Source organism: Nonomuraea fuscirosea (assembly GCF_003001935.1).
Classification (GTDB): Bacteria; Actinomycetota; Actinomycetes; order Streptosporangiales; family Streptosporangiaceae; genus Nonomuraea; species Nonomuraea fuscirosea.
Genome location: NZ_PVNG01000004.1, coordinates 244523 through 269881 on the forward strand (window position 1 = coordinate 244523; position 25359 = coordinate 269881).

21 protein-coding genes are annotated in these 25359 nt (G+C 73.2%); 12 read left to right on the plus strand and 9 right to left on the minus strand.

Annotation, left to right across the window (positions count from 1 at the left end; genetic code table 11):
• Positions 1-53: 53 nt before the first annotated feature.
• The 3 genes from B0I32_RS11235 to B0I32_RS11245 are packed head-to-tail and all read left to right on the plus strand — an operon-like array spanning position 54 to position 2628.
• The gene (locus B0I32_RS11235) at positions 54-971 is read left to right on the plus strand and encodes a carbohydrate ABC transporter permease (protein WP_106237522.1); all 918 of its coding nucleotides are present in this window, start codon (positions 54-56) and stop codon (positions 969-971) included.
• The gene (locus B0I32_RS11240; RefSeq protein WP_106237524.1) at positions 968-1864 is read left to right on the plus strand and encodes a carbohydrate ABC transporter permease; all 897 of its coding nucleotides are present in this window, start codon (positions 968-970) and stop codon (positions 1862-1864) included. The genes B0I32_RS11235 and B0I32_RS11240 overlap by 4 nt, the downstream gene beginning before the upstream one ends.
• Entirely contained in the window at positions 1864-2628 is a 765-nt protein-coding gene (locus B0I32_RS11245; protein ID WP_106237526.1) for a ferredoxin-NADPH reductase, read from the plus strand. The genes B0I32_RS11240 and B0I32_RS11245 overlap by 1 nt, the downstream gene beginning before the upstream one ends.
• On the opposite strand, the gene B0I32_RS11250 is transcribed toward B0I32_RS11245, so the two are convergent.
• Entirely contained in the window at positions 2609-3961 is a 1353-nt protein-coding gene (locus B0I32_RS11250) for a cytochrome P450 (protein WP_106237528.1), read from the minus strand. The genes B0I32_RS11245 and B0I32_RS11250 overlap by 20 nt on opposite strands.
• Positions 3962-4207: 246 nt before the next feature.
• Between B0I32_RS11250 and B0I32_RS11255 the strand changes: the two genes are divergently transcribed.
• A complete protein-coding gene (locus B0I32_RS11255; RefSeq protein ID WP_106238229.1) occupies positions 4208-5227 on the plus strand; it encodes an NAD-dependent epimerase/dehydratase family protein in 1020 nt (339 codons plus the stop codon).
• Here the strand turns inward: B0I32_RS11255 and B0I32_RS11260 are convergent.
• The 4 genes from B0I32_RS11260 to B0I32_RS11275 all read right to left on the minus strand — a co-directional run bounded on the left by B0I32_RS11260 (position 5208) and on the right by B0I32_RS11275 (position 10133).
• Positions 5208-6725, minus strand: a complete 1518-nt coding sequence (locus B0I32_RS11260; protein WP_245955760.1) for an L-fucose/L-arabinose isomerase family protein — start codon at positions 6723-6725, stop codon at positions 5208-5210. The genes B0I32_RS11255 and B0I32_RS11260 overlap by 20 nt on opposite strands.
• Before the next feature lie 46 nt (positions 6726-6771).
• Positions 6772-7668, minus strand: coding sequence for a discoidin domain-containing protein (locus B0I32_RS11265; protein ID WP_106237530.1), 897 nt, complete (start codon positions 7666-7668; stop codon positions 6772-6774).
• A 13-nt stretch (positions 7669-7681) separates the two neighbouring features.
• Positions 7682-9253 carry an alkaline phosphatase D family protein gene (locus B0I32_RS11270; RefSeq protein WP_106237533.1) on the minus strand — a complete coding sequence of 524 codons (1572 nt, stop codon included), beginning with the start codon at positions 9251-9253 and terminating at the stop codon, positions 7682-7684.
• Positions 9254-9347: 94 nt separating this feature from the next.
• Positions 9348-10133: a DeoR/GlpR family DNA-binding transcription regulator gene (locus tag B0I32_RS11275; protein WP_245955761.1), complete on the minus strand. Its 786-nt coding sequence runs from the start codon at positions 10131-10133 to the stop codon at positions 9348-9350.
• Positions 10134-10327: 194 nt separating this feature from the next.
• Between B0I32_RS11275 and B0I32_RS11280 the strand changes: the two genes are divergently transcribed.
• From B0I32_RS11280 to B0I32_RS59780, 7 genes are all read left to right on the plus strand, one after another.
• Entirely contained in the window at positions 10328-11629 is a 1302-nt protein-coding gene (locus B0I32_RS11280; protein ID WP_106237536.1) for an extracellular solute-binding protein, read from the plus strand.
• Positions 11626-12537: a carbohydrate ABC transporter permease gene (locus tag B0I32_RS11285; RefSeq protein WP_106237538.1), complete on the plus strand. Its 912-nt coding sequence runs from the start codon at positions 11626-11628 to the stop codon at positions 12535-12537. Before B0I32_RS11280 ends, B0I32_RS11285 begins: the two co-directional genes overlap by 4 nt.
• A complete protein-coding gene (locus B0I32_RS11290) occupies positions 12534-13346 on the plus strand; it encodes a carbohydrate ABC transporter permease (RefSeq protein WP_245955762.1) in 813 nt (270 codons plus the stop codon). The genes B0I32_RS11285 and B0I32_RS11290 overlap by 4 nt, the downstream gene beginning before the upstream one ends.
• Positions 13343-17365: a hypothetical protein gene (locus B0I32_RS58780; RefSeq protein ID WP_219911731.1), complete on the plus strand. Its 4023-nt coding sequence runs from the start codon at positions 13343-13345 to the stop codon at positions 17363-17365. The genes B0I32_RS11290 and B0I32_RS58780 overlap by 4 nt, the downstream gene beginning before the upstream one ends.
• Positions 17366-17423: 58 nt before the next feature.
• The gene (locus B0I32_RS11300; RefSeq protein ID WP_245955763.1) at positions 17424-18536 is read left to right on the plus strand and encodes an FAD-dependent oxidoreductase; all 1113 of its coding nucleotides are present in this window, start codon (positions 17424-17426) and stop codon (positions 18534-18536) included.
• Positions 18537-18703: 167 nt separating this feature from the next.
• Positions 18704-19174, plus strand: coding sequence for a hypothetical protein (locus B0I32_RS59775; protein WP_181307264.1), 471 nt, complete (start codon positions 18704-18706; stop codon positions 19172-19174).
• Positions 19171-19779, plus strand: coding sequence for a TetR/AcrR family transcriptional regulator (locus tag B0I32_RS59780; RefSeq protein WP_181307265.1), 609 nt, complete (start codon positions 19171-19173; stop codon positions 19777-19779). Before B0I32_RS59775 ends, B0I32_RS59780 begins: the two co-directional genes overlap by 4 nt.
• Here B0I32_RS59780 and B0I32_RS11310 read toward each other — a convergent pair.
• From B0I32_RS11310 to B0I32_RS11325, 4 genes are all read right to left on the minus strand, one after another.
• The gene (locus B0I32_RS11310) at positions 19763-20734 is read right to left on the minus strand and encodes a phosphotransferase family protein (RefSeq protein ID WP_106237546.1); all 972 of its coding nucleotides are present in this window, start codon (positions 20732-20734) and stop codon (positions 19763-19765) included. The genes B0I32_RS59780 and B0I32_RS11310 overlap by 17 nt on opposite strands.
• A complete protein-coding gene (locus tag B0I32_RS11315; RefSeq protein ID WP_106237549.1) occupies positions 20731-21927 on the minus strand; it encodes an acyl-CoA dehydrogenase family protein in 1197 nt (398 codons plus the stop codon). Before B0I32_RS11315 ends, B0I32_RS11310 begins: the two co-directional genes overlap by 4 nt.
• Before the next feature lie 40 nt (positions 21928-21967).
• The gene (locus B0I32_RS11320; protein WP_106237551.1) at positions 21968-22750 is read right to left on the minus strand and encodes a CPBP family intramembrane glutamic endopeptidase; all 783 of its coding nucleotides are present in this window, start codon (positions 22748-22750) and stop codon (positions 21968-21970) included.
• Positions 22751-22909: 159 nt separating this feature from the next.
• Positions 22910-24880: an alpha/beta fold hydrolase gene (locus B0I32_RS11325; protein WP_106237554.1), complete on the minus strand. Its 1971-nt coding sequence runs from the start codon at positions 24878-24880 to the stop codon at positions 22910-22912.
• A gap of 93 nt (positions 24881-24973) precedes the next feature.
• On the opposite strand from B0I32_RS11325, the gene B0I32_RS11330 reads away from it, so the two are divergent.
• Positions 24974-25321 carry a DUF6285 domain-containing protein gene (locus B0I32_RS11330; RefSeq protein ID WP_106237556.1) on the plus strand — a complete coding sequence of 116 codons (348 nt, stop codon included), beginning with the start codon at positions 24974-24976 and terminating at the stop codon, positions 25319-25321.
• Positions 25322-25359 lie beyond the last annotated feature (38 nt).

A 25359-nucleotide genomic window follows, 5' to 3' on the forward strand; every position in this document is an offset into this window, starting at 1 on the left:
GACCCGGGAGCGATCCCGGGTCCCGCGCTCGACGGAGCGTCCCGAAGGACACCATGACTCAGGCATTGACGCAACCGACGCCGGCCCCGCCCCGCCGGGCACGCGCCTGGCGCGACATCCTCGTCGGGTGGAGCTTCATCCTCCCGAACTTCGTCGGCTTCGCCCTGTTCACGCTCGTGCCGATGCTGGCCGCGTTCGCGCTGGCGTTCCTGGAGTGGGACTCCTACAGCAGCCCCGAATGGGTCGGCCTGGACAACTTCCGGCAGATGTTCGGCGACGAGAACTTCCACGTCGCGCTCAGGAACACGCTCTTCTACGCGGCCGGCCACATCCCGCTGACGCTGGTGGCGGCGCTCGGGCTGGCCATGGCGCTCAACCGCAGGATCCGCGGCGTGCAGTTCTTCCGCACCGCCGCCTTCTTCCCGTACATCACCTCGCTCGTCGCCGTCGCGGTCGTGTGGAACATGCTGTTCAACCCCACCGCGGGCCCGATCAACCAGCTCCTGGAGGCGATCGGCGTCGCCGAGCCGCCGCGATGGGTGGCCAGCACCGACTGGGCGATGCCCGCCGTGATCATCACCAGCGTGTGGCGGGACATGGGCTACTACATGGTGCTGTACCTGGCCGGCCTGCAGACGATCCCGCGCGAGTACTACGAGGCCGCCACCGTCGACGGGGCCGGGCCGTGGCAGCGGTTCTGGAGCGTCACGCTGCCCTGCCTGCGGCCCACCACGTTCTTCGTGCTGGTCATGCTGACGATCCAGAGCTTCAAGGTGCTGGACCTGATCGTCGTCATGACCGACGGCGGGCCCGGCCGCAGCACGCTGGTGCTGGCCCAGCTCGTCTACCGCGAGGGCATCAGGGAGGGGCAGTTCGGCTGCTCCTCGGCCGTCGCGCTGGTGCTGTTCGTCATCGTGCTGACCGTCACCGTCGTCCAGTTCCGCATCAACGAGCGCAGGAGCGCCACATGACCGCGCTGCCCGACACCGCCGCCCGTCCCGGCGCCGCGCCCGCCCCCGGGGCCGGCGGCGCGGCGCCCCGCCGCGGCCGGTCCACACTGCGCAGGGCGCTCGCCTACGCGGGGCTGAGCGTGGTGACGGTGCTGGTGCTGGTGCCGTTCGCGTGGATGCTGTCCTCCTCGCTGAAGCGCGACAACCAGGTCTTCACCGTGCCGATCCAGTGGATCCCGCAGGAGCTGCGCTGGTCCAACTTCATCGAGATCTGGGAACGCATCCCGCTGCTGACCTACCTGGGCAACTCCGCGTTCCTGTCCGTGGTGATCACGCTGCTGCAGGTGCTGACCGGCAGCTTCGCCGCGTACGGGTTCTCCAAGGTGCGCTTCCCCGGCCGGGACGCGCTGTTCCTGGCCTACATCGCCACCATCGCGGTGCCGTGGCAGGCGTACATGGTGCCGCAGTACATCATGATGCAGCAGGCCGAGCTGACGGACACGTACTGGTCGATCATCCTGCTGCAGGCGTTCGGCGCGTTCGGCGTGTTCCTCATGCGGCAGTACTACATGTCGATCCCCGACGACCTGTGCGAGGCCGCGCGCATCGACGGGCTCAGCGAGTACGGCATCTACTGGCGCATCATGCTGCCGCTGTCCAAACCGGCGCTGGCCAGCCTGGCCCTGCTCACCTTCGTCAACACGTGGAACGACTACATGGGGCCCTTCATCTACCTGACCAGCAACGAGCTGTGGACCATCCAGCTCGGGCTGCGCTCCTTCGTCGGCCAGTACGACGCCGAATACGCGATGATCATGACGGGCGCGGTGCTGTCGGTGCTGCCGATCATGGTCATCTTCCTGTTCGGGCAGCGGTACTTCATCCGCGGCATCGCCACCAGCGGGCTGAAGTGATGAGCGGGTACGGAACCGCCCGGCGGCTGCTGCGCCCCGCCCGCCAGCGCACCTACGAGCGGATCTTCGACACCGTCTACGCCGGACTCGTGACGAACGTGCTGCTCGCCGTCGCCTGCCTGCCCCTGCTGGCGGCGCTGGCGATCGTCCGCGACCCCCTCGCGTCGTGGCCGTTCTTCGCCCTGCTCTCCCTGCCCTGCGGTCCGGCGCTGGCCGGGGCGTTCGGCTGCTTCGACGCCCTGGGCAGCGGGTCCACGAGCATGGCGCGGGCGTTCTGGAGCTCCTACCGCCGGGCGGCTCCGCGCGCCCTGGCCGTCTGGGCGGCCGGCGCCGCGGCCGTCGGCGTGTTCGCCGTGGACGCCGTGGCCGTCGCCGGCACCGCGTGGGGGCCGGCGCTCGTGCCCTTCTTCTGCACCGCCGCCGCGCTCGTCATGTCCCTGACGTTCGCCCTGCTGACCCTGGCCGCCGAGCCCGGCACCCGGCTGCGCTCCCTGCTGCGGCCGTGCCTGTTCCTGGTGGCCCGCCGCTGGTACCTGTCCGCGGCCACCCTCGTCGTCCTCGCCCTGGCCCTGCTGGTCGTCCTCGCCAAGCCGGCGCTCGGCGTGCTGCTCCTGGCCGCACCTCTGCTGTACGCGGCCTGGGCCACCACCAGATACGTCCTCACCCCGATCCTGGAGCCGCCGTCCGGCGAGGGTCGCCGGCGGGCGGCCTCCGCCGGCCGGCCGGCTGACCCGGTAGCCCCCATCAGCGGCGGCGGGCGATGACGCGGCAGTCGGAGCCGGGGGTGTTGGAGACGGCCTTCCACCTGATCTGCTCGTCGGCCGGTTCGGCGGGGGACAGCTCCAGCGAACGGGTGAACACCCGCAGGAACGCCTTCATCTGCATGACCGCCAGCCGATCCCCCAGGCACGTGTGCGAGCCGCCGCCGAACGGCATCCAGCCGTAGCCGCCCGGTCGCCGGCCGAGCCAGCGTTCGGGGCGGAAGGCGGCCGGATCGGGATAGAGGCCCGGATCGTGGTGCAGCGACCGCAGATGCACGATGATCGTGGTGCCCGGCTCCAGCACCCGCCCGCCCAGCTCGAACGGCAGCCGCACCACCCGGCCGAAGAACGCGACCGGCGGCCGCACCCGCAGCGCCTCGTACGCCACCGCCGTCGCGTACACGTCGGACGTGCCCTCGTCGCTCTCCGCCGACAGGCGCCGCAGCGCCCCCGGATGACGTACCACCCGCTCGAACGCCCAGGCCAGCCCGGTCGCCGTGGTCGTGCGGGCCCCGGCGATCATGCTCATCACCTGGTCGCGCAGCACCTGGTCGGTCAGCCGCGCCCCGTGCTCGTCGCGTGCGCGCATGAGCACGCCGAGCAGGTCGTCGCCCTCGCCCTCGCGCCGCCGCCGGCTGATCTCGTCGTAGATGAGCCGGTCACAGGCCTCCTTCGCGCGGCGGTACGACGGCCACAGGGCCATCCCGCCCGCGTGCCGCAGCGCGTACCGTACGGTGATCTCGTAGGAGTCGGCCCGGCGGAACAGCTCCCGCAACGGCTCCCGCCAGGCGTGCCCGCGGGCCGGATCGACGCTCAGGGTGACGTCCAGGATCGCGTCCATGAGCGCCGCGTGCAGCCGGGGCCGCAGGGCGAACGGCGTGCCGGCGGGGCACCGGTCGGCGACGCTCTGGGCGAGCTCTTCCGTCGCGGCGCGCAGGCGGGCGGAGACGCGATGCCGGATGGCGGGCGCCATGATCTCGCGCAGCCGCCGATGCCCCTGGCCGTCCAGCCTGCCCAGCCCCTGCGGGCCGATGACCGGCTCCTGCACGCGGTTGGCCTCCGCGGAGTCGATGACGCCGCCGGGAGCGCGGAAGACGTCTCTGACCAGGCCGGGGTCGGCCAGCATCACCGCCTTGCCGATGCCGGGGAACCACAGGCCGAACATGCCGTCCGTACGGCCGAACATGCGGTCGACCACGCCGTCCCCCATGATCAGGGCGGCCGGCAGCACCACGCTGCCCAGCCACGGCTCCAGGGGGTGGCGGCGGCCGTGCGCACCGGCGGGCCGGCCTCCGGGATCCGGTGCACCTGGGCATGCGCCGAGCGCGTCGATCATGAAGTCCTAATCCGATTCGGGTCACTCGTTCTCGTGACACTCAACCATAGCGAAGCGTGACCATCCGTGATGTTACTGTGACGACCCAGGGTGGCGCCCCAGCCCCGCGCGACCCTCCCCACTCGGCCGGCGAGGCCCGGCACACCCTGAGGAGCCACCAGTGATCGACGCCCCCGCACCCGCCCGGCACCGCCTTCCACCGGGTCACGCCGCCTCGCGCGGGCCGGGGGCCGGGGGGCGGTGGTGATGCGGTATCTGGTCACCGGGGCCACCGGCTTCGTGGGTGCGCATCTGACGCGGGCGATCCTGGCCCGTGGCGGCAGGGTGACCGCGCTCGTCCGCCGTCCCGGGCGCGCCGGGACGCTGCGTGAGCTGGGTGTGCGTGTGGTCGAAGGGGATCTTGCCACGGGCCGGGGCCTGGGCGAGGCACTGCGGGGGGCCGACCGGGTGATCCACCTGGCGGCGGTGGTCAAGGCGCGGACCGGCGCGGAGTTCTGGGCGGTCAACCGTGACGGCACCGCCCGCCTCGTCCGCGCCATGGCCGCCATGCCCGAGCCGCCGCGCCTGGTGGTGTGCTCCTCGCTGGCCGCCGCCGGACCCGCGCGGGGCAGCGGGCCCGTCTCCGTGTACGGCGCCAGCAAACGGGCGGCGGAACAGGTCGTGCGCGAGTACGCGGATCGGGTGCCGGCGGTCATCCTGCGGCCCGGCATCGTGTACGGCCCCGGAGAGCCCGCCCTGGTTCCGGCGCTGCTGCGCATGATCCGCCTCGGGCTGGTGGCCAAGCCCGGCTTCGGGCCGCGCCGCTACGGCCTGATCTACGTGGACGACCTGTGCGCGGCCCTGCTCGCCGCCGCCGAGCGCGGCACGACAGTCCGGGCCGGCGACCCCGCCGCGGGCGTCCACCCGCTGAGCGACGGCGTCGCCTACCGGTGGCAGGACATCTGCGCCGCCGTCGCCGCGGCGGCGGGCCTGCGCGCCCCGGTCGTGCTGCCCGTCCCCGTGCCCCTGCTGGCCGCCGTGACCGCGCTGGCCGGCCTCGCCGCGCGGCTGCCCGGCCTGGGCGGCGACGTGCCCGCGCTGAACAGGGACAAGGTACGCGAGCTGCGCCACGCCGACTGGACCTGCACCCCGGCGAGCGCCCAGCACGACCTGGGCTTCACCCCTGCCACCTCGCTCCTGGACGGCCTCAGAACCGCCCTGTCCGCCGCGGCCGGCCAGTCGCCGGGCGGTGAGCCGGACGCCGGGGTCAGGGCTGGACGTGGGTGATGTCCGCGCCGATCAGGTCGGCCACCGCCCGCAGGTCGGCCAGGCGGTGGCCCGTGCCCAGGGCCCAGTGGTGCGAGATGCCGCCGGCGCTCCACGCGTCCGTCCACTCGCCGGGGTCGCAGCCGAAGTCCACCCGGGACGTCGTGTTGCCGATCCGCAGCAGCGGCCCCTCCACGACCTCGCCCTCGGACACGACGAAGCCGTAACTCCCGTCCCTGGCCTGCCGCAGCCCGAACGCGGTCACCGGACCCCGCGTCACGTCGAACTCGACCGACACGCCCCACCCGCGCTTGCCGTGATAGACGCCGAGCCCGCGCAGCAGCGGGCGGCGGGAGCTGATGGCCAGGTGGGCGGGGCCGTCGTGGCCCATCTCCACGTGACCGCGGGCGAAGTCGAGCGCCTGGAACTCGGTGAAGGAGCCGCCGCCGCCCAGCCGGTCCATGATGAGCATGGCCAGGGACGTACGCAGCTCGTACTCGCCGGCGGCCGGCACCCCGCGCGCCGTGAGGAGGGACGCCCCGAGGATCATGCCCGCCCCGAGCCGCTCGTGGATCTCGCCGTCCAGGCCGCGGTGGTAGTAGGCCAGGCTGTCCAGGGCGAAGTCCTCGACCAGGCGGTCCAGGCCGACCGACACGCGGGCCGCCCAGGCCAGGTCCTCCTCGTTCACCGAGTCGGCCAGCTCGAACACCTCACGCGCCAGGTTCACCCGCCCCGCCGCCTCGGCGTCGGTGACCTTCTCCGTGCGCACCCGCAGATCGTCGAACTCCAGCACCTCCACGTGCCCGCCGAAGTTCGCGCTGACCAGCGTCAGATCGGTGGCCACGTCCATCATGCCCGGATACAGGTGCCCCATGAGGCCGTGCCGCCCGTGCCGCAGCGCGGCCCGTACACCCGCCGCCCTGACCCAGCGCCCGATCCGCTGCCACGCCCGCTCGTCCTCCAGATAGCCCGAGACGGAACGGAACGGGATGCCGCAGCGGGTGAAGGCGTTGGCCATCTCCGGCAGGGGACAGGCGCCGCAGTAGGCCAGCCACTGGCCGGTGTCGAACGTCGCGTGCTCCATCGACTCCGTCGGCTGCAGGTTGATCAGCAGCACGGGGGCGCCGCTGCGCTGGGCGATCGGCACGAGCATGGTGGCCGTCATGTACGTCGTCAGGAAGCCGACGATCAGGTCGCAGCCGGCCGCCCGCAGCCGCTCCGCCGCCGCGGCCCCCTCCTCGGCGTCGGAGATGAAACCGACGTCCACCACCTCCGCGTCCAGCTCGCGCATCCGCTCGGAGACGCGCGCGGCCGAGCGCTGGAGCTGGGGGAGGAGGTCGGGGAACTGCGGCCAGTAGGCCCCCAGGCCGCCCGCGACCAGGCCCACCTTGACGCGGCGCGGGGTGATCCTGGGCAGAGCGCCGCCGCCGTTCTCCGGGCCGGCGTTCTGGCTGGTCGCGCTACCGGTCGTGCTGCTGATCCCGCTGCTGATCCTGTTGCTGGTTCCGCTGCTGGTCACCGTGCTCTCCCTTGCTGCTCTCAAGGCCCGCTGCCCCGGTGGTCACTCAGCGGGCTTCGACCTCGATGATGCGTGTGTAGTCGTTCGCGCCGTTCGACGCCAGGGCGACGATGCGGACGTCCTCGGCGGTGACGGGCGCGAAGTCGGATCGAGCCGTCCCCGCGGTGTTGCCGCGCACCTGCGCGACCGTCTGCCACGCCCCGCCGCCGGCCCGCACCTGGACGTCCCAGTCACGCAGCCCGTACCTGGACGCCGGATACCGCTCGGTGTCCAGCGTGTAGAGGTCCACCCTGGACACCTGCCGGGCGCCGCCCAGCGCCACGGCCACGGTGTCCGGCCAGGACCTGGCGGTGGCGTCGTTCCAGCCGTTGCCGCCGGCCCAGCCGTTGGACGAGCGGTCGCCGTCGGCCACGCTGCAGGGCGGGTAGTTGGCGTTGACGTGCTGGGAGGAGGCGGTGACGGGCCGGCGCAGCGCCAGGTTGCCGCCGTTGTCGAGCCCGTCCACCGGCACGACCTCGACGGGGACCTTCAGCGTGCTCGACGGCGTGCGCAGCCGCAGTCCGTACGTGCCCTCGCCGGTGCCGGGCGGCACGGCCACCAGCAGCTTCGCGCGCACCTCGTAGCCGGGCGGGAGATAGCTGGTCAGCATCGTGCGGGAGGCGGTCAGCGGCGGGTCCACCTCGACCCGCATGGTGGCGTACGCGGCCTTCTTCGCCTCGCTGCGCATGCCGATCCGCAGCGTGGCGGGGCAGGCCGGGTCCACGCCGAGCGGCGCGATCAGCTTGGCCGCCCCGGCGGTGGGGGTGAGTTCGCCCGTGCCCTTGGAGACGCCCGGTTCGACCTGGACGGAGACCGCCTGCGGGGGAGTCTCGGGCTCGGGGGTGGCCGGTGGAGTGCCGAGCATCGGGACGAGGGCGAGGGCCCCGGCGGTGAGGATGCGCATGATCTGTCCCTTCCTAGAGCACGTGCAGGCCGGGGGCGCCGTCGAGGGTGACCAGGCTGGCGCGGGTGGAGACGGGGGCGCCGGGGCGGTCCACGTACGGGACGACCTTGAAGTCCGAGCGCCACTGGCCGCGGGTGACCTCGCAGGACACGTAGCCGCGCTGGTAGCTGGAGAAACGCAGATGCGGGTTGGCCGGGTCGGTGCCGCCGGGCGGCACGCCCTGGGTGGGATTTCCGTTGCCGCCGCTGCTGACCGAGGTGCAGACGAACTCCACGCCGACGGCCGGCGCGGCGGGATCGTCGAAGTCGCGTCTGAGGTCGCCGGCCAGGTTGTAGTGGATGTCGCCGGTCAGCACCACGGGGTTGCCGACCTCGCGCTCGGCGATGCCGCCGAGCAGGCGGTCCTTGGCCGCCTTGTAGCCGTCCCACAGGTCCATGCTGAGCCGCTGCGCCGGGCCCGGGTCGTAGTCGAGCTGCATCATGGCGACCTGCTGGGCGAGCACGTTCCACCTGGCGCGGGAGGCGCCGAGGCCGTCGAGCAGCCAGCGCTCCTGCGCGGCGCCGATCATCTGCCGCGCCGGGTCCAGCCGGTCGGCGCAGTCCACCTGCTGGCCGTCGCCGCAGACCTGGTCGTCGCGGTACTGGCGGGTGTCGAGCACGTTGAACTCGGCCAGGTCGCCGAAGGTGAACCGGCGGTAGATGCGGGCGTCGGGGCCCTCGGCGGAGGGCAGGCGGACGGGCATGTTCTCCCAGAAGGCGCGGAAGGCGTTGGCCCTGATCACCAGGTAGTCCTGCTCGCTCACCTCGCCGCCGGGGCCGTACCGGCCGGCCCAGTTGTCCAGCACCTCGTGGTCGTCCCAGGTGACGATCCAGGGCGCGCGGTGGTGGGCGGCCTGCAGGTCGGGGTCGCTCTTGTAGAGGCCGTACTGGACGCGGAAGCGGTCGAGGGTGTCGCACTGCACCCGGAACTGCTCGGGCACCGGCGTGTTGCGGTTGCCGCCCGTCGGCACGATGCCGAACTCGTAGATGTAGTCGCCGAGGTGGAAGACCACGTCGGGGTTCTCGTCGGCGAGGTGGCGGTAGGCGGTGTAGTAGCCGTCCTGCCACGACGCGCAGGAGGCGAAGGCCAGGCGCAGCGACTCGGGGCTGCTGCGCGGGGCGGGGGCGGTCCTGGTCCGGCCGACGGGGCTGAGCTCGGAGCCGGTGCGGAAGCGGTAGAAGTACTCGCGGCCGGGGCGCAGGCCCTTGGCGTCCACGTGCACGGAGTGGCCGTACTCCGGCGTGGCCCAGGCGGAGCCGTGACGGACGCGGCGGGCGAACGCCTCGTCCTCGGCGACCTCCCAGTCGACCTTGATCTTGTTGTACGGCAGCCCGCCGAGCGGCTCCAGCGGCTCGGGCGCCAGGCGGGTCCACAGCACGACCCGGTCGGGCAGCGGATCACCGGAGGCGACGCCGAGCTTGAAGGGATAGTCCGCGGTTCTGGCCGTGGCCGGCGCGGTCCAGGGGTCGGCCAGGTCGGAGGTGAAGGCGAGAGCGAAGGCGGCGCCGCCTAAGCCCAGAAAGCCCCGGCGTGAGGGATGAGGCATGTCGCTTCCTAGTCTGGGGGGACGAAAGCCCTCACTTTCTAGCAAGCAGGCCCGTTCTTAACAAGACACGAGTTAAAAATAACGACTTCGAGCGTTACAGCTCCGCCACCAGGACGTTCCCGTGGTGGTCGCGCAGCCGCTGGAGCAGGTCGGCCGGGGCGTTGGCGTCGACCACCACCACGTCGAAGTCGGCCAGCGGCGCCACCCGGTGCAGCGCCACCCGGGCCAGCTTGGAGCCGTCCACGGCCAGCACCCGCCGCGACGCCGAGCGCAGCATCGCCCGCTTGACCAGCACGATCTCCTGCTCCTGGTGGTAGGCGTACTCCTCGGAGACGGCCGAGGTGGAGACCACGGCCAGATCGGTGTTCACCGCCTCGACCGCGTCCACGCAGCCGAGGCCGAGAAACGAATCATGTGTGGCGTGATATTCACCGCCGAGCGCGATGAGCCGGAGGTCGGGGCGGCCGGCCAGCAGCCTGATCGCCTCCAGGAAGTTCGTCACGACGGTCAGCGGGAGCAGCTCGTCCAGGTGGCGGGCCACGGCCAGCGCGGTCGTGGAGTCGTCGAGCATCACCGAGCCGCCCGGCTCGATCAGCCCCGCCACCACCCGGGCGATGGCGTCCTTCTCGGCCGTGTGCGCCTTGAGCCGGTAGGCGATGTTGCTCTCCCACACGTTGCTGGCCTGGGCGGTCGCGCCGCCCCTGACCTTGCGCACCATGCCCTGGCGGGCCAGCTCGTCGAGGTCGCGGTGGACGGTCATCAGGCTGACCCCGAAGCTCTCGGCGAGCTCCGTGACGGAGGCGGAGCCCCGGCGCACGATGTGCTCGGCCATGCCCTGCCATCGCACCGACCTGCTGGAGGTGTGCTGACGCGTGTTCACCTGGGTCCTCTCCGGTGTCGGACGGCAGCGAATCCTACTCTTGACACCCCGCTCGGGCGACTCGTACCCTCCAGCCACCGCCGCTTTTAACATCATTGTTTGTGAAGTTAACAACGGTGGTACACGATTAAAACGTTCGCATCCAGCGGCTCTCGGGGATTCACCGCACGTCGTACGACCGAGGAGACAGCGACATGACCGACCTGCTGCACCAGGCCAGGCTGAGCCGAGGGCAGTTCCTGCGCGTGATGGGCGGTCTGGCCGCGGCCACGCTGGCCACGGCCTGCTCCACCAGGCCCGAGACCACCGCCACCACCGGCGGCGCGGCTGCCACCGAGCTCAAGTTCATCGGCGTCGCCGACCAGAAGACGCCCATGGACGAGCTCGCCGCCGCCTACCAGAAGGCCAAGCCCACCGTCCGGCTCACCACCTCCTATGCCCCCACCGACCAGGTGCAGACCTCGCTGCGCACCCAGCTCGGCGCCGGCAACGCCCCCGACCTGCACGTGGTCTACCCCGGCAACGGCAGCGCGATGTCGATGACCCAGATCGCCCAGGCGGGGCTGCTGGCCGACCTGTCCGCGCAGAGCTGGACGCAGACCATCCCCACCGGGTTCAAGCCCGCCTTCCAGCTCGACGGCAAGACCTACCTGTACTCGGCCGGCTCCTCCGTGATCGGCGCCGTCTACAACAAGAAGGTCTTCGAACGGGCCGGCATCGACGCGCCGCCGACGACGTGGACCGAGTTCCTGGCCGTCTGCGACAAGCTGAAGAAGGCCGGCGTGGTGCCGATCGCGCTCGGCGCGCAGACACCGTGGGTCACCCAGCTCATCACGTACGCGCTGGTGCCCTCCACCGTCTATGCCAAGGACCCCGCGTTCGACGACAAACAGCTCGCCGGCCAGGCCACCTTCGCCGGCTCCGGCTGGCGCCAGGCCATGGAGATGTACCTGGAGCTGCAGAAACGCGGTTACTTCAACGACAAGCCGAACGGCACCACGTTCGAGCAGCAGACGTCCATGGTCGCCACCGGCAAGGCGGGCATGGCCGTGCAGGTGTCGGCCGTCCTGCCCGACTTCCGCAAGGCCGCCGCCTCGCCCGACGACCTGTCGATGTTCCCCGTCCCCGGCGCCGACGACGCGAACTCCGTGTGGATCCCGGCCGGCGTCGTCGTCGGCCTGGGCGCCGGCGCCAAGGGCAAGAACGCCGAGGAGGCCAAGGCGTTCATCGACTTCCTCGGCAGGCAGGAGAACATCAACGCCTGGGCCAAGGCCATCGCCGCCATCCCGCTCACCCAGGACGCCTCCTCCAGCATCGATCCCGCCGTCCAGTCGTTCCTGCCGTTCACCAAGGACCGGGCGGTGCCGTTCATGGACCAGCGCTGGCCCAACGCCGAGGTGCAGCCCGTGCACTTCGCCGTCGTCCAGGAGCTGCTCGGCGGCGACAGCACGATCGACGAGGCGCTGAAGAAGATGGACGAGGCCTACCGCAAGTGACCTCATTGACCGCCTTCCGCAGCAGGCCCGCCCGCGCCGCCCGGCGGCGCGGCAGCGCCGTCACCCCGCCCTGGCTGTTCGCCGCCCCCGCCCTCGTCGTGTACGCGATCGTCGTGCTCTACCCGGCCGTCAGCGGCGTCGTGTACGCGTTCACCGACTGGAGCGGCATCGGCGCGGACGGCTCGTTCGTCGGCCTGGCCAACTTCGCCACCCTGTTCGGCGACGAGCAGGCCATGGGCTCGATCGGCAACACGCTGCTGCTCACCCTGGCCATCGTGGTCGTGCAGAACGGCATCGGCCTGCTGCTCGCGCTCGGCGTCAACGTCAAGCTCAGGAGCCGGGCCCTGCTCCGCGTGATCTTCTTCGCGCCCGTCGTGGTCAGCCCGGTCATGGTGGCCTTCCTGTGGAAGTACATCTACAACCCCGACCCGTCCGCCGGCCTGAACGGCCTGCTCGGCCTGCACGTGGACTGGCTCGGCGACCCGTCGGTGGCCCTGTGGTCCATCGCCGGCATGGTCGTGTGGCAGAACGCCGGCTACTCCATGGTCATCTTCCTGGCCGGGCTGGAGGGCGTGCCGCGCGAGCTGCACGAGGCCGCCATGATCGACGGGGCGGGCACCTGGCAGCGCTTCCGCTACGTCACCTGGCCGCTGCTCGCCCCCGCGCTCACGATCAACCTGATGCTCTCCACGATCGGCGGGCTCAAGCTCTTCGACCAGGTCTTCGCCGCCACCAACGGCGGCCCCGGCTACGCCACCGAGACGCTCTCGACCGTCCTGTACAAGCAGGCGTTCGTGTTCGGCAAGTACGGCTACAGCACCGCCATCGCGCTCGTCCTGGCGCTGTTCGTGGCCGCCGTGTCGCTCGTGCAGATCTACTACACCCGCCGCAGGGAGGTCACCGCGTGAGAAGGACCTTCCCGCTGGAGCTCGTCATGATCGCCGTGGCGGTGGCGTTCCTGTTCCCCGTCTACACGCTGGTCTCGCTGGCGCTGAAGGACCCCGGGCAGATCGCGAGCTCGCCGATGGCGCTGCCCAGCCCGCCCACGCTGGACAACTTCGCCGACGCCTGGACGGCGGCGGCGCTCGGCCCCTCGCTGGTCAACAGCACCGTGATCACCGTGGTCAGCCTGGTGGCGCTCATCGCGCTCGGCTCGTTCGCGTCGTACTTCCTGGCCCGGGTCCAGAGCCGGCTCGGCTACGGCCTCTACATCCTCTTCCTGCTCGGCATCGTGCTGCCGTTCCAGCTCGGCATGATCCCGCTCTACCGGCTCGTCACCGACCTCGGCCTGATCGGCACGCACGCCGGCATGATCCTCTTCTACACCGGCATCCAGCTCCCGTTCACCGTCTTCCTCTACACCGGCTTCATCCGCGCCCTGCCCGGCGACTACGCCGCCGCCGCCCAGATCGACGGCGCCTCGCACCTGGTGGCCTTCACCCGCGTGGTCTTCCCGCTGCTGCGGCCGATCACCGGCACCGTGCTCATCCTCAACGCCGTCTTCATCTGGAACGACTTCTTCACCCCGCTGGTCTACCTCGGCGGCTCCGGCTTCGAGACCGTCCCGGTCAGCGTCTTCGCCTACGTCGGCCAGTACGTCTCCCAGCACGGCCTGGTCTTCGCCGGGCTCGTGCTCGGCGCGCTGCCCATCGTCGTGGTCTTCCTCGCGCTGCAGCGCTACGTCATCAAGGGCTTCTCCAGCGGGCTCAAGGGATGAACGTCTTCGACGCCTTCCGTGAGCCGCCGCGCGCCTTCTCCCCGGCGGCCATCTGGTGGTGGAGCGGCGAGCCGCTGCGCCGCGACCGGCTGCGCTGGCAGCTCGAACGCCTGGTCGCCGGCGGCGTGCACAACCTCGTCATCCTCAACCTCGCCCCCTCGGGGCCGATGTTCGGCTCCCGCGCCGACGACCCGCCGTTCCTGTCCGACGCATGGTGGGAGCTGCTGGACGGGGTCTGCCAGGACGCGCACGACCTGGGCGCCTTCCTGTGGTTCTACGACCAGCTCGGCTTCTCCGGCGCCGACCTCCAGGCGCGGCTGGTGCAGGAACGCCCCGATTTCGCCGGCCAGTGGCTGGCCCCCGGCGGGACGGTCACCACGCGCGGCTTCGACTACCTGTCGCGCGAGGCGTGCGCGGTGCTGCTGGACCGGGTGCACGGCGAGTTCGAACGGCGCCTCGGGCACTGGTTCGGCCGGGTGATCGCCGGGTCGTTCCAGGACGAGCTGCCGACCCTGCCCACCTGGTCCGCCCGCTTCGCCGAAGAACACCTCGCCCGGCGCGGGCGGCCGTTCGACCCTCTTTCGCCTGCGCCGGACTGGCGGGCGTACCAGACGACCAGGGCCGAGCTGGCCGAGGAGGCGTTCTTCCGGCCGCTGGCCGAGTGGCACGAACGCCACGGCCTCGTGCACGGCTGCGACCAGCAGGACCCCGCCCGCGCCGGGCATCCGGTCGACGGCGTGCGGCTGTACGCCGACTACGCGCGCACCCACCGCTGGTTCGGCGCCCCCGGCTCCGACCACCACGGCGACGCCCGCCTGCACTCCTCCCTGGCCCACCTGTACGGGCGGCCGCGCACCTGGATCGAGGCGTTCCACTCCAGCGGGTGGGGCGGCACCCTGGAGGAGACGTTCGACTGGCTGCTGCCGTGGCTGCGGGCCGGGGCGACGCTGTACAACCCGCACGCCGTCTACTACACGACCCGGCGCGGCTGGTGGGAGTGGGCGCCGCCGGCCACCGACTGGCGGCAGCCGTACTGGCGTCACCACCGGGTCTTCGCCGAGGCGCTCACCCGGCTCTGCGCGGCCCTGTCCCTGGGCCGCCACGCCTGCGACGTCGCCGTCCTCCTCCCCACCGCCACCGCCCAGACCGGCACCGGCGCGGGGACGACCGGCCCGGAGACAGGTGGCCCGGGAGCGGTTGCTCTGGAGGCAGTTGGTCGGGAGGCGGCGGTCCCCGAGGCGACCGGTCCCCAGACGGCGGGTCCTCAGACGGCGGGTCCTCGGACGGCGGGTCCTCAGACGGCGGGTCCTCAGACGGCGGGTCCTCAGACAGCCGGTCCGAGGGCGGGCGATCACGAGGCGGCCGGTTCGGGGGCGGAGGATCACGAGCCGGCCGGTTCGAGGGCGAGCGAGCCCGAGCCGGACGGGCGTGGGGCCGCGAGCGCTGCGGCGGACGCGGTCAGGGCGCAGGAGGTGTACCGCGAGCTGGTGGGCGACATGGCCTGGTTCGCCACCAAGCCGGGCGTGCTGGACCGGCTCGGACTCGACGCCGACGTCATCGACGAGGACTCGGTGCGGCGCGCGGTCGTCAAGGACGGGCGGCTGACCGTCTCCACCGAGGCGTACCGCGCCGTCATCCTGCCCGCCGTCACGGTGCTGGACGAGGACGTCGCCACCCGGCTCACGGAGTTCGCCGCAGGCGGCGGCCTCCTCATCGCGGTCGGCGCCCCAGCCGAACCCTCCCCAGAAGGGCCGACCGGACGTTCCCCAGAGGGGCCGGCCGGATGCTCCTCGGTTAGGCCGGTCGGACGTTCCTCGGAGGGGGTGGCCGGACGCTCCCCAGAGGGGGCGGCCGGATGCTTCCTGGAAGGGGCGGCTGGACGTTCTTCGGAGGGGGCGGCTGGGCGTTTCTCGGAGGGGACGGACCCCTCGCACCTCGCCGCCCGGCTCGGGGCTCGCTTCGTGGCGTCCGCCGACCGGCTGGGGGAGGCACTGACGGATCTGGAACGGCGGGTCGAGGCGCCCGTGCCCGCGCTGGTCCGGGAGGACGGCGGGACGACGCTCGTCTTCCTGCCCGCCGCCTTCCCCATGGCCAGCCGCATCGGCGTCGGACGGCCCGAGGAACGCGGGGTCGACCTGGGCTGGCTGGACGCCGTCATCGACTTCGACCCCGGCCGGTACGCCCGCGAACTGCCGGTCACCGTCCACGGCGTTCAGGGCGCCCCGCTGCTGCTGCGGCCCTTCGCCGGGGGCGAGCCGGTGGCGCTGCCGTACACGAGGGACGGCGACGCCGTACGGGTGCGCGTCCCGTTCGACGACGGCCCCGCGGCGCTGCTGGTGTTCGACGGCACCCGGCCGGAGCCCGCGCCACGGCCCGCGTACACCGTGGCGGCGGAGCTGGAAGACGCGGAGTGGGACGTCGAGCTGGTGCCCACCCTCGACGACACCTGGTCCGACTTCGGCGGCGGCGGCGCGGGCGTCGAAGGCTGGACGTTGCGCACCCCGGACGGGGAGCCGGTGGACGTCACGTTCGGGCCGCACGGCGAGCAGCGCGTCGGCGGCGGAGCGTGGACGCCGTCGGTCTGGTCGTCCTCACGCGGACTGCGCAAGGACCCCGTGCACCGGGAGACGCTGGGGCCGAAGGGACGGGTTCCGGTCGAGTTCCTCGCGTTCGGCCGTACCGGCGCGGGCGTCGAGGCCGCCTTCCGCACCCTCATCACCGTCCCGGACACCGCCGACACCCGCTCCAGCCCGCCCCTCGCCGATGGCTCCATCATCGGCTCCGGGCCGCTCATCTCGGACGGCTCCGAGTCCCGTGCCGTCGCTCAGGGCGGCGCGTGGGTGGCGATCGGGGCAGGGGCGGCGAAGGCGCTGCGGATCGACGGTGCGGACTGGCCGCTGGACGACCGCGGCTACGCGGCCGTGTCCCGCGCCCCCGTCCCGCCCGGCGAGCACCTCCTGGAGTTGCTGCTCGTCCCCGACGAGGAACTCGACCTGCGCGCGTACGTCTGCCTGCTGGCCGACCCCGCCGACGCCGCCCGCCCCGAGTGGATCGCGGGCGCGCCCCTGGAGACCGTGGTGACCGCGCCCGAGCACGGGGGAGCGGTGCTGCAGGTGGCCGCCACGGCGTTCTGCCGGGTCCTGGTCAACGGGACGGAGGCGGGCAGACAGGGCGGCTTCGACCCCTACGCCGAGTCGGACGTCCCGCGCGTGCGCCGCTACGACGTGACGGGCCTGCTGCGCCCGGGCGCCAACACGGTCCGCGTCGAGTCGGACGGCTGGGTGCTGGTGGACGGCCTGGCCGTCTCCGGGCCGCACTGGACGCCGGAGCCGCGCGTACGCCGCCGCCAGTACGGCGACCCCGCCGCCCTCTGGCTGCTCCCACGCCCCCACCCTCTGTCGGAGGCGACCTGGCTGGACCCCACCCCGACCGCGCTGCCGGCCGTCTTCGCCGTCCCGGACGCCCGGCCGCGGTCCGAACGGTTCCTGCTGGACGCGCCCCCCGGCGCCACCGGCGTCGAGGTGAACGCCCTCGGCCGGATCGAACTGCGCGCCCCGTTCGGCGGACCGGGACCGGGCGAGGCCGAGATCGTCGTTCAGACCACCCCGGGCGCGAGCGGCGGGGCCGCCTTCACCGGCCCCGTCCGGTTCACCTGCGGCCCGGGACGGATGCGGCTGGGCGACTGGGAGGAGCTCGGCCTGGCCGGCTACAGCGGCGGCGTCCGCTACCGCACCACGCTCACCGCCGGCTCCGGACCGGGCGTGCTCGACCTGGGCCGGGTCAGGGGCACGGCCGAGGTGACGGTGAACGGCCGGCCCCGCGGCGTGCGCGTGTGCTCCCCGTACCGGTTCGACGTCGATCTCGACGAGGGCGAGAACGTCGTCGAGATCCTCGTCCTCGGCACCCTGGCCGCCTACCTGGACGAGGTCAGCCCCACCCACTTCGTCTTCCCCGGCCAGCGCACCACGGGCCTGTTCGGACCCGTGCGCCTGCACCGCCCGGCCGCCGACCTAGGATGAGCCGGCGAGGACACCACCGGGCCCGCCGGGCCCGGATTCCGTGGAAGGAGGGCGCCGGTTGGCACACCACCGGAGCCGGCCCGTGATCGCCGTCATCGGCGCGGGCCTGATGGGCGCGGCCACCGCGTGGCAGCTCGCCCGCCGCGGCGCCCAGGTCACCCTGATCGAGGCGTACGAGATCGGCCACCGCCGCGGCAGCTCCCACGGCACGTCCCGGATCTTCCGCCGCGTCTACGACGACCCCTTCTACGTCGACCTGACCGGCCGGGCGGCGGAGTGCTGGCGCGACCTGGAGTCCGACTCGGGCACCACCCTGCTCCGTACGACCGGCGGCCTCGACGTCGGCGCGGACCGGGACCTGGAGGGCCTGGCCGCGATGGTGTCGGCCGCCGGAGTGGCCTGCGAGCTGCTGCCCGAGGGGGCGGCGCGGGAGCGCTGGCCGTTCGCCCGCTTCGACGGGCCGGTGCTGTTCCATCCGCAGGCCGGGGTGGTGGACGCCGACGCCACCGTGGCGGCGTGCGTCCGGCGGGCCGCCGAGCTCGGGGCGAAGATCCGTACCGGAACGCGCGTGCGGGAGGTGCGCACCGGCGGGGACTCGGCGCTGGTGCGCATGGACGACGGCTCGGAGCTGGCGGCGGACACCGTCGTCGTGGCGGCGGGAGCGTGGCTGCCCGAGCTCGCGGACGCCATCGGGACGCCGCTGCGCCTGCCGCCGCTGCGTGTCACCCAGCAGCAGGTCTTCCACTTCCGCCAGCGTGACCCCGGCCAGGCCTGGCCCACCCTCGTGGCCACGGACGAACTGCTGCTCTACGGCCTCCCGTCGGGACCCGACGGAGGAGCCGCGCCCGCCGTCAAGGTCGCCGAGCACGACCGGGGCACGCCCACGACCGCGAGCACCCGCGACGGGGTCGTGAACCCCGCCTCCAGGGACGCCGTCTCCGGCTGGGTGGCCCGCCGCCTGCCCGGCCTCGACCCCGAGCCGGTCGCCGAGGCCGTCTGCCTCTACACGACCACCCCCGACGAGGATTTCATCCTGGACCGGGCCGGTCCCGTCGTGGTCGTCTCGCCCTGCTCGGGTCATGGCGCCAAGTTCACCCCGCTGATCGGCCACCTGGCCGCCGACCTCGCCCTCGGCACCGCCGGCCCGCTCCCACGCTTCGCCCTGCGCTGACCACGGTACGGCGTCCGCCTTCGCCCCCGCGATGACAGAGCGTCACCGGCTGTGCGGATTCCGCACCTGCCGCTGCCGTCCCATGGATAAGGTGGGCGACCGGAACTCCCGCCCGGCCGGCCGCGCCGTACGCGATCAAGGGAGCAGCAGGCGAAGCGAGGGGGAGCATGCGGGTGAAACGCGACCGGCACACCCGCCGCCTCCTGGGCGCCGTCGCCGGCCTGGCCGCGCTCGTCCCCGTCTACTACCTCACCGAGGCCGCCGCCAGAGCCCTGCGCGCGGGCAACGCCGCGTTCGCCCCCGCGCCCGCCGCGCTGGGCTACCTCGCGGCGGTGGCCGCCATCGTCGTGCTCCTCACCGCCTGGCCGGCCGCCGCGCTCGCGTGCGGCGTGCCGCTGGCCGCGGCTGGCACGCTGTTCGCCCTGGACCTCGACGCCGCCGTGGGCGTGGCGGGCACGCTGCCCTACGCCCGCTCCGGCGGGCTGCCCTGGTCGGCGCCGCAGGCCGCGCCGTGGGCCGAGCTGGGCGAGCCGCCGGGAACCCTGGCCGGCCTGACCGGCCTGTACGCGCTCCTCGGCGCCCTCCTCGTGCTCTCGGCGCTGCTCCCCGCCCGGCTGCGATCTATCCTGGACAGGTGAGCGGGCGGGATCCGGATCGGCGCAGGGCGCTGCTCGACGCGGCCGACCGGGTCATCATGAAGGAGGGCCCCGAGGTCTCGATGGCGGCCATCGCCGCGGAGGCGGGCGTCACCAAGCCCATCCTCTACCGCCACTTCGGCGACAAACGCGGCCTCTACCAGGCGCTGGCCGACCGTCATGTGGGCACGGTCATCGGCCGGCTGCGGCCGGAGTTCGGCCGGACCGGGGCCGACCTGCGCGGCCGGGCCACGGCGGCCATCGGCGTCTACCTCGACCTCGTCTCGGCCAACCTCAACCTCTACCGGTTCCTGCTCCACCGGGCCAGCGCCGAGGACACCAGGGTCCGCTCCCACATGACCTCGCTGGTCCGCGGCCTGGGGGAGGAGCTCGGCGCGGCGCTGGCCGCCGAGCGGGTGGTGCCCGACCCGGTCCGGGCGCAGGTGCTCGGCCACGCGTTCGTCGGCATGGTGCAGGCCACGGGGGACTGGTGGCTGGAGCATCCGGAGGTCGAACGCGCCCAGGTGGTGGAGGGCCTGGTGGACGTGATCGCCGCCACCATCGTCCCCGTCACCATGCCTCGCAAGGCAGTCAGGGTCGATCGGTAGACGTGGGGTCGGCGGAGGGCTCGTCCAGCAGCCGCAGCAGGTCCCATTCGGTCTCGCACACGCGCCGCCCGATCGCCGCCAGCTCCACCGACCGCGCCCCGCCGCGCAGGTGCCGCATGGTCTGCATCACGCAGATGACACCCCACTTGAGCACGCCGAACGTCTCCCACCAGCGCAGCGCGTCCCGGTCCACCGGCTGGCCGCCCGCCTCCTCGTACGCCCCGACGAGCTCGTCATAGGAGCCGAACCCGCCCACGGGCAGCGGCGAGCCGAACCGCCACGCCTTCACGCACAACCACCCCAGATCCTCCAGGGGGTCGCCGACGTGGGCGAGCTCCCAGTCGAGCACCGCCCTGACGCCCTCAGGCCCGACGATGAGGTTGCCGTTGCGGAAGTCGCCGTGCACGACCGTGTGCCGCCGGCCGCGCGGCCGGGTGCCGGCCAGCCGCCGCAGCGCCAGCTCGAACACCGGGTGCGGCTCGCCGAGCTGATCGAGCACGTCGCGCCAGCGCAGCAGCGGGTCCTGCTCCTCCGACGGGGGTGCGGACGACAGCGGCATCCGGTGCACGGCGGCCAGCGCCTGCCCGCACTGGCGGGCCAGCCGGGGCCTGGCGGGGGCGTAGGCGTCGTCCCGCAGGATCTTGCGCGGGATCGTCTCGCCCGGCACGCGGGTCATCAGGATGTACGACTCCCCGCAGGCGACGATCCGCGGCACCGGCACCCCCGCTCCCGCCGCGGCGCGCATCAGCCTCGCCTCGGCGGCGAGCCCGGCACCGGCCTCCGCGGGGGCGCCGGGCGAGTCGAGCCGCAGGATCAGCTCGTGCCGGCCCTCGTCCGGGCCGACCACGTCGAGGGCCCAGGTCTCACGGGACGCCCCGCCGGGCAGCCGGGCGCTGGACGCGACCACCGCCCCCGTTCCGAACGCCGCGCGGACGATCGCCTGCGGATCGCTCATCGCAGGCCGAACTCCCACGAGCCGCCCGCCGCGTACGTGCCCAGGATCCGCCGCCCCACCGAGTCGACGTGCACCTCGTCCGGCCCGTCGTAGATCCGCCCGGCCCGCGCGTGCCGGTACATCCGGTCCAGCGGCGTGTCCGGGGTCAGCCCGGCGGCCCCGTACACCTGGATGGCCCGGTCGATCACGTTGTGCAGCATCCGCGCGCCCACCACCTTGATCGCCCCGATCTCCACCCGCGCCTGCGCGCCGGGGGCCGAGTCGACGACGCCGGCGGCGTGCAGCGTGAGCAGCCGGGCGGACTGGATCTCGGTGTAGGAGTCGAACACGTGCTGCCGCATGAGCTGCTTGGCGGCCAGCGGCTCGCCGAACGCGGCGCGCTCGTGCAGCCTGCGGCACATCAGGTCGAAGGCCCGCTGCGCCTGGCCGAGCCAGCGCATGCAGTGGAAGATCCGGCCGGGGCCGAGCCGTTTCTGCGCGATGACGAACCCCTGCCCGCGCGGCCCGAGCAGGTTGGCGGCGGGGACGCGCACGTCCTCGTACCGCACCTCGCAGTGCGCCCCGTCGAGCCCCAGCACCGGCGTCTCGCGCACGATGGTGTAGCCCGGCGTGTCCGTCGGCACCAGGATCATGGAGAAGGCCCGATGCGGCGGCGCGTCCGGCTCGGTCCTGCACATCACGGTCGTGTACGCCGCCCGCGACGCCCCCGTGGTGAACCACTTGTGCCCGTTGATCACCCATTCGTCCCCGTCGAGCACGGCGGAGGTGGTGATCTGCGTGGGGTCGCTGCTGGAGACGGACGGCTCGGTCATCGCGAAGCTCGGCGAGATGTCGCCGCGCACCAGCGGTTCCAGATAGCGTTCGCGCTGCCCGGGCGAGGCGTGCTCGTGCAGCATCAGCGAGTCCTGCAGCGTGTACGTACCGAGCGCGAGCTGTCCGTACTCGCTGCGCCCCTGCACCTCGTTGACGTAGACGTAGTCGAGGAACGGCAGCCCGCCCCCGCCCAGCTCACGCGGATGACCGAGCGCCCACAGACCCTCCTTCTTGGCCTGGGCCCGCAGCTCGTCCAGGACCGCCGCCGCCTCGGGGCCGCCCGCGTGCAGCACGGGCTCGGCGGGCTCCACCCGCTCGGTCATGAACGCGTACACGGCGTCACGCACCGGGCGGACGCTGTCGGGGACCGCGAAGCTCATGATTCACCCAATCCCGGATCCCCGGCGAAGGTCAACCGTCTCAGGGCAGCCAGCTGACCTTGCCGTGCAGGAAGGCGTACCCGACGAAGGCCACGGCGTCGATCAGCGTGTGCGCCACCACCAGCGGCATCGCCCGGCCCCACCGCTGGTACATCTTCCCGAACACCAGCCCCATCACCACGTTCCCGACGAACCCCCCGAAACCCTGATACAGGTGGTACGACCCGCGCAGCAGCGCCGACACGGCCAGCGCCTTCCACGGCGTCCATCCGGCCTGGCCCAGGCGGTGCAGCAGGTAACCGGCGACCAGCACCTCCTCCAGCAGCCCGTTCTGCGCCGCGGCCAGCAGCAGCACCGGCACCTGCCACCACTCCTGGGGCAACTGCCCGGGGACGACGGTCAGGTTCACCCCCGCCGCCCACACCACCAGGTAGAACGCCAGCCCCGAGCCGCCGATCGCGGCCGCGAGCACCGCCCCGCGCGCCAGGTCGCCGCCGGGCCGGCGGAAGTCGGCGCCGATCGTCCGCAGCGACTCGCCCGAACGCACCAGCAGGTACGCCACCAGCCCCACCGGCGCCACCGCGATCGCGATCTGGACCAGCTGCAACGTGAGGTCCAGCCAGGGCCGTCCCGGCGCCATCGACCCGACGAGCACCGCGTGCTGGCCCTTGAGCTCCCTCGGCGCCGTGAGCGCCCCGATCAGCCGCACGAACGCCACCACGGCGCTGGCGCCGAGCGAGACCGACATCACGACGAAGATCTCGGCCCGGATGAGCCTGGGACCGAGCACGGGACCAGGGTCGAGGGAGGACTGTGTGTGCATGTGCGCAGACTAGCTGGTACATGATCGGACGCTGATAAAGGCGACATGTCCCCCGCTTTGCCGGGGGACATGTCAGACGGCGGGCTCGCGCCGCTGTCCGGAGGCATGGTTCGCGTCTTCGCCGGGGGACACGTGGACGCTGCGCCTTGCCGGGCGTGGTCAGGGTCGCCCGGGGACCTCGACCGGCGTTCCGTCGAAGGATCCGGACAGCGCGGGCCGCTCCTGAGCGGTGAACGCCTCCCAGACCAGCTCCACCCGATGCACCCGCCCCTCAGCCCCGCCGTTCGAGGCGCCGGGGGAGACGGTGAGCGCGGCCACCGCCTTCCCGTCGGGCCGGAGCGTGATCCGGCCGGTCACCGCCACCCCGGGCACGAACGCGGCCCCGTCCAGGTCGATGGTGCCGGACCCGAAGGTCACCTTCCCGCCGCGCAGCCCGGCCTGCTCGGTCAGCCTCCCGTGCACCAGGTTGTACGGGTTGCGGCGGGCGACGGCGTCGGCGGCGGTGGCGTACCCGGCCGCCAGCACCCGCCGCCGCTCCACGTCCAGCCCGGGCGCGGGCACCGGCGCGACCTCGGCGAGCGAGCGGGGGAACGCTCCCGAGGCCCGGTAGTTCTCCGCGGCGCACCGCGTCCGCGGCACCCGATGGTCGAGCGCGAACGAGCGCAGCATCGCCCGCACGCACTCCCCGGCCGCCCCCGGCCCCCAGGCGAGGCTGTGCGTGCCGAACGGCACCCGTACGAACGTCGCCCGCGGGAAGACGCGCATCGCGCGGGCCACCTCGGCGGGCGTGTGCGTGTCGAAGTCCCCGCCGGCGACCAGCACCGGCACGGCGGGCAGGTCCGCGTGCGGCGGCAGCACGGGAGCGGGGCGCGGCGTCGGCCAGTTCACGCAGAACTCCAGCCCGGAGCCCGCGTCGAGCCCGAGGTCGGCGGGCGTGAACGGCGCCAGCGGCCGCTCCCGCTCGAAGTACCGCTCCAGCTGGGCCAGCCGCTCGGCCGGGCCCGCGTCCCGGTCGAACGGGAAGGACCCGTCGCCGCACCGGTAGGCCAGGTACCCGGCCCACTCGGCGCCCTCGATCGGCTGGCTCGGGACGCCCTTCAGCACACCCGTCAGCCGGCGCAGCGGCGCGGGATCGCCGGCCAGGTACGCCGTCGCGGCGGCGTTCGCCTCCCGGCCGAAGACCGGCTCCGTCATCCGCCCCACGCCGTTGAGCGCGGGCAGGGGCACCTCGGGGTCGGGGTGCGCGCGCAGGTGCGCCACCAGGCGGGCGAAGGTGCGCTCCGGGTCGCCCGGCAGCTCACGGCAGGCGCGCGAGCGGCCGCAGACGAAGCTCATGAGCTCGGGCCTGGACCGCATCGGCCACAGGACGTGCCCGTCAGGACCGGTGATCGTCGTGCTGTCGAGGAACGCCGCCGCCAGGCCCTCGGGGCGTTGGGCGGCGTACGCCTGGGCGTAGGCGGTGCCGTAGGAGTTGCCGTAGAAGGTGACCGGGCCGGCGCCGAGCGCGCGGCGTACCGCGTCCATGTCCCTTACGGCCTGGTCGGCGGTGAAGAAGCGGATGCGCGGTCCCAGGTGCGCGGCGCAGGCCGCGACGCTGTCCGGGTCGGTCAGCTTCAGGCCCGGGCACAGCAGCGGAGAGGACGCGCCCAGACCGCGAGGATCGACGACCAGCAGGTTCCGCTGGTCGAGCACCGGTCCGAGCGTCTGCGTCAGTCGCGGCACGTCGGGCAGCGCGGGGAGCGGGCCGCCGGGATTGGCGAGAATCGTCCCGGTCGCCCGCTTCGCGGCGGGGATCCAGGCGAACGCGACCTCGATCCGCTCGGACGCCGGATCGTGCCAGTCCAACGGCACGCCGATCGTCCCATCACACCGAACGACGGCCCCGGCACACTCATGCAGCGCCCCAGGCCCGGCCTCGGAGGCGGCACGCCGGACCGCCGTGACGGCGGGCGCGGTGGAGGGGAGCTGGGCCGTGGTGACGGCGGGCATGGTGGTGGGAAGGCGGGCCGTGGTGACGGCGGGCGCGGGGGTGGCGTGTGCTGTGGCGGCGGCGGGGAGGGTCGCCGACACCACCAGGCCCGCGGCCGCGATGACCGTCAAGGGGGCTGTCACGAGGGCTTCGAGGCGCATGTTTCCACCATCGCCCGCCATCTCCGGCGAATCCTCCGCCGCCAGGACGAATCGCTCTTGGGAGCAGGCTCCTACTCTGCTAGGGAGGACGGTGTGACCCGTACCGAACCGCACGACGTGCCCAGCGCGGCCGAGCTGGTGGCCGCCGTACGCGACTTCCTGGAGACCGACGTCCTGCCGGCCGTGGACGGCAGGACCCGCTACCACACCCGCGTCGCCATCAACGTGCTCGGCATGGTCGAGCGGGAGATCGAGCTCGGCCCCGCCCAGGCCGAGCGGCACGCCGCGGGCCTGGCCGCGCTGGGCGTGGCGGACGACGCCGAGCTGGCCGCGGCCGTCCGCGAGGGCCGCGTCCCCGACGACTCCGCCCTCGTCGCCGTCCTGGAGCAGGCCGTGCGCGCGAAACTGGAGGTGGCCAACCCCGGCTACCTCACCCCGTGAACAACGCACGCGGCCCGCTCCCCGTGCGGGAGAGCGGG